This window comes from Paracoccus sp. (in: a-proteobacteria), from assembly GCF_046462195.1.
Taxonomy (GTDB): Bacteria; Pseudomonadota; Alphaproteobacteria; order Rhodobacterales; family Rhodobacteraceae; genus Paracoccus.
This window is the reverse complement of record NZ_JBKGUN010000174.1, coordinates 1-3,877: the sequence shown is the minus strand read 5'-3', so window position 1 is coordinate 3,877 and position 3,877 is coordinate 1. Positions and strand designations below refer to the sequence as shown.

Annotated in this window: 3 protein-coding genes; 2 read left to right on the top strand and 1 reads right to left on the bottom strand. The window is 60.7% G+C overall.

Going from position 1 to position 3,877, the window contains the following annotated elements:
• Nucleotides 1-80 precede the first annotated feature (80 nt).
• The gene (locus ACLHHB_RS10950; RefSeq protein ID WP_410218319.1) at nt 81-1,361 is read right to left on the bottom strand and encodes a PotD/PotF family extracellular solute-binding protein; all 1,281 of its coding nucleotides are present in this window, start codon (nt 1,359-1,361) and stop codon (nt 81-83) included.
• Nucleotides 1,362-1,642: 281 nt separating this feature from the next.
• On the opposite strand from ACLHHB_RS10950, the gene ACLHHB_RS10945 reads away from it, so the two are divergent.
• Together ACLHHB_RS10945 and ACLHHB_RS10940 are read left to right on the top strand one after the other, a co-directional pair.
• Entirely contained in the window at nt 1,643-2,632 is a 990-nt protein-coding gene (locus tag ACLHHB_RS10945) for a GntR family transcriptional regulator (RefSeq protein ID WP_410218318.1), read from the top strand.
• A gap of 11 nt (nt 2,633-2,643) precedes the next feature.
• A complete protein-coding gene (locus tag ACLHHB_RS10940) occupies nt 2,644-3,807 on the top strand; it encodes a PotD/PotF family extracellular solute-binding protein (protein ID WP_410218317.1) in 1,164 nt (387 codons plus the stop codon).
• Nucleotides 3,808-3,877 lie beyond the last annotated feature (70 nt).

Genomic DNA, 3,877 nt, shown 5'->3' with positions numbered 1-3,877 from the left:
TAATTTGCTGCCAGACATCGGCACATCCTTTACCGGAAGGGCTGGAGCGACGAGATCATGTCCGCCGCTCCGTAGGCGGATCAGGACGAGATGAACTCGTTCCAGCGACGGATCATGTACCGGTCTTCATCCATCACAGTGTTCCAGCAGGCAATATTGCCCATCCGATCCTGGAACGAGCCGCCGTCGCGCGCCCGACCCGGCTGTTCCATCACGGCACCGTAGGGATCAAGTACGGCCTCGGTTGCCTCCTCGCCCTCGTACCAGTAGCCGCGTTCGTTCTCCGTCATATTCGCCTTGGCAGTTTCGGGCACCGCCGAATAGTAGCCCTGCCGCCCGACAAAGGCGCCTTGCCAGCCGTCCAGGCACCAATTGATATAGTCGATGGCCGCGTCGCGCTTCATGTCGTCGAGGTGGCTCATCAGGCTCATGCCAAGGCCCCAGCCACGGTAACCCTCCTGAAGGCCTTGGTAGACGCAGTCCAAGCCGCGGGACCGCACCGCCGTCACGGCAGGCGACCACATGGATTGCAGAACGACCTCGCCCGCGGCCATCAGGTTGACGCTCTCGTCAAACGTGGACCAGAAGGCGCGGAAATGGCCGGCCTTCTTCAGCTCGATCAGCTTGTTGATGGTTGTGTCGATCTCGGCTTGGGTCATGTTGCCCTTGTCGGCATAGGTGGCGAGACCAAGTGCTTCCATCGCCAAGGCGGCGTCCATGATCCCGATCTGCGGGATGTTCACAAGCGCGACCTTGCCCGCAAATTCGGGAGCGAACAGGTCGCCCCAACTTGTAACCGGGCGTCCCACAAGGTCGGTCCTCACGCCCAGTGTGTCCGCGTTGTAGATCGTCGGCACACATGTCGTATAGTCGGCGGCGCCTTCCGCGAACTCGGTAGAATCCATCGCGTCAGTATAGATCACATCATAGGGAAGTGTTCCCTCCTGCGCCAAATCCGACCCGTCGAAGTTCTTGCCGTCGCGCATCAGCGGCGTCATCTCGTCCCAGCGCGCAATGCGGCTGATCTCTACAGGGCGGATGTTGCCTGTCCGATAGACCTTCTGGAGGCCGAAGAACTCGAGGTCAGCGATATCCACGGTTTCGGGCTGCGTCGCAATCTTGGCCATCAGCGCCGTCGTGTCCGAGACTTGGGGGTTGATCGTGAAGCCGAGATCTGCGCTGGCCTTGGAGGTAATGTCTGCGATCACAGAATAGGACGGCCCCACTTGGTTGAGCGTGATGTCGCGAATGTTCTGTGCCCAGATCATTGGCGCTCCCAGGACGCCTGAACCGAGGACAGCGCCAGTCGCCGCGGCCCCGCCCTTTAGAAGGCTGCGGCGGCTAATGCCATCCTGTGTGATCTTGATTTTTCCTGCTGCCATCGTCGTGCTCCCTGTTGCTGCGCCGAACCCTCTGGTCGGTGCGGACGGTCACGTCACCATTTGCTGGCGATCTTCGACTCATCACAAGGTGAGGCTAGTCGAAACTGTTCATCGTATGCAATGATCTTGAAAACAGCCCAGAATGTGTATTTCACGCGCTCTCGACCTCGGACATGCCCACTTTTGCGGCAAAAAGAAATGCGGAATGTATGCCACCGACAGCAGGCCATCGGATATCGCCTTACGGGACAGCCTCAAAGGTGGGAGATGAGCGCGGCGCCGTTTCGGGCGGCTACCTGTATTCTGCAATCCACGACCTGCTGCACGATCGCATCACGTCAGGTGCGCTGCCAGCGGGAGGGATCCTGAAGGAAGGCACAATTGCTGCGCAGTTCGGCACCAGCCGTGCCCCCGTCCGCCGCGCCCTGCACTGGCTTGCCAAAGCCGGCCTGATCCACGCTGGCCAGGGCCAAGGCTACGTCATCGGTCAAGGGTCGCCGCTTGTGCTGAGTTCGCGGCAGCTACATGACACTCTACGCGGCGGGCTTGCTCAAGTAGATCGCACTGTCTCGGCCGAGCGTATCGTCGACGTTGTTCACGATGCCATTGTCGCCGTCATGCCTTTTAGTCATTATCGCATCCTCGAAAGCGAACTGGGCGAGCATTTTGGCGTTAGCCGCACCGTCGCGCGCGAAGTGCTGTGGCGCCTCATGGAACAGCACTTCATCCGGAAGGATCGCAAGTCGCACTGGATCGTACCTCAGCTTTCGGCCCGCGACATCCGCGACACCCTGCAGATGCGCCGCGCGTTAGAGCCAAATGCTTTGCGCCTCGTGACTGGCACCTTGCCCCCTGTATTCATGTCAGAGCTTGCGGGCCGCATCGGCAGCGTCCTCGCGGACTTTCCAAATGCGACGGCTGCACAGGTAAACCGCATCGAACATGATCTGTGCCATCGGATGTTTGACGGCCTCCGGAATGCTCGAATGCTTGCTTCCATCCGTAGGAACCAGATACCGCTGGTCGTGCCGCAACTTTTTCGCCGCAACTTCCCACTGCGGGACGATCTGCCCGCCCTGCGTCTCTACGACCGGATCGTGCGCGCCCTGATGTCGGGCAGCGCCGACGCTGCGGCGCTGTTGCTTGTCACGCATCTGGACCGGGTCGAAGAACTGACCCTCGCACGTCTGCGGGTGCTGTCGGTCTTGCCGCTACCCTCCACCGACAGATGGCTGAGCGCCATTCGCTGAAAGGATATCGATTGCCGGACACCCCACTACGCGTCATCGGTACAAGCGTGACGCTTCCGCGCGAACTCCAGGCGCGGGTCCGGGCAGACCTTGGCTTCCCCATCGTCTTCGAGGTGCTGGACGGCTCTGCTTGCCTCCGTCGCGGCGTCACGCAGCCCGGCAGCTTTGACATCTACGATCAGTGGTTTCATTCCATCGATCTGCTGCAAACCGCTGGCTCCATCGCGCCTATCGAGATCGCCCGAATTGAGCGGTGGAACCAGATGACACCGCTGTATGGCCCCGGCGCGACGGCGGGGCCGCGCAAGGATGCGGGTCTTTGTCCTGCTGACGTTCTGTTTGTGCAGGATGACAACAACCTCGGCGCGGCGACCTCAACCAGGATCGCGATGTTGCCCACGGCTTGTAATGCCGACTCCTTCGCCTACCGACCCGAAGTCGCCAAAGCGCACCGCGTAGCTGAGAGTTGGGCATGGCTCCTCGAGCAGGACTGCCGGGCTCGCTGCCTGCTGTCGCAGGATCCGGCCTCCAGCGTGGTGGAATTGGCATTGGCCGCACGCAGCGCTGATCTTGTCGACATCGACGACTGCACGAACCTGACGATTGAGGAAATTGACGCCCTATTTAACTTGCTGACCCAGCGCCGACAGGCCGGGCCCTTTACGACGCGCACGTGGAATACCCACGAAGAGTCTGTGCGCCTCATGGCGCAGCCGTCTACTCGTCTTGGCTCGCTCTGGTCCCCCGCCTATTACGAGCTGCGGGCGAATGGCTTGGATCTCAACTACGCAAGTCCCAAGGAAGGCTATCGCGGCTGGCAGTCCGGCCTTTCGCTGTCTGCGGCGATGTCTCCAGGAATGCAGGACCGCGCGTACGAATACCTCAACTGGTGGCTGTCCGGCCCGGCGGGCGCGATCCTCTCACGGCAGGGCTACTACATGTCTGTCACCGCCCCTCTGCAGGATGCATTGACCGAGCCGGAATGGTCGTTCTGGTACGAGGGAGAGCCCGCTAGCAGCACTCTTCCCGGACTCGATGGTCGCGTTGCTGTGCGTGCAGGCGAGCGCCGTGCAGGCGGTAGCCATGTTCACCGGATGTCGCGTGTATCGGTCTGGAGCACAATCATGGACGAGAACAATTACTTACTCCGTAAATGGCAGGAGTTCCTTACCTAACGGTTTAGAGAGCGTTTCAAAACCCCTTGTGGTCAGGTTCTTGCTGTTGGATGAGCGGGGTCATGTCCGC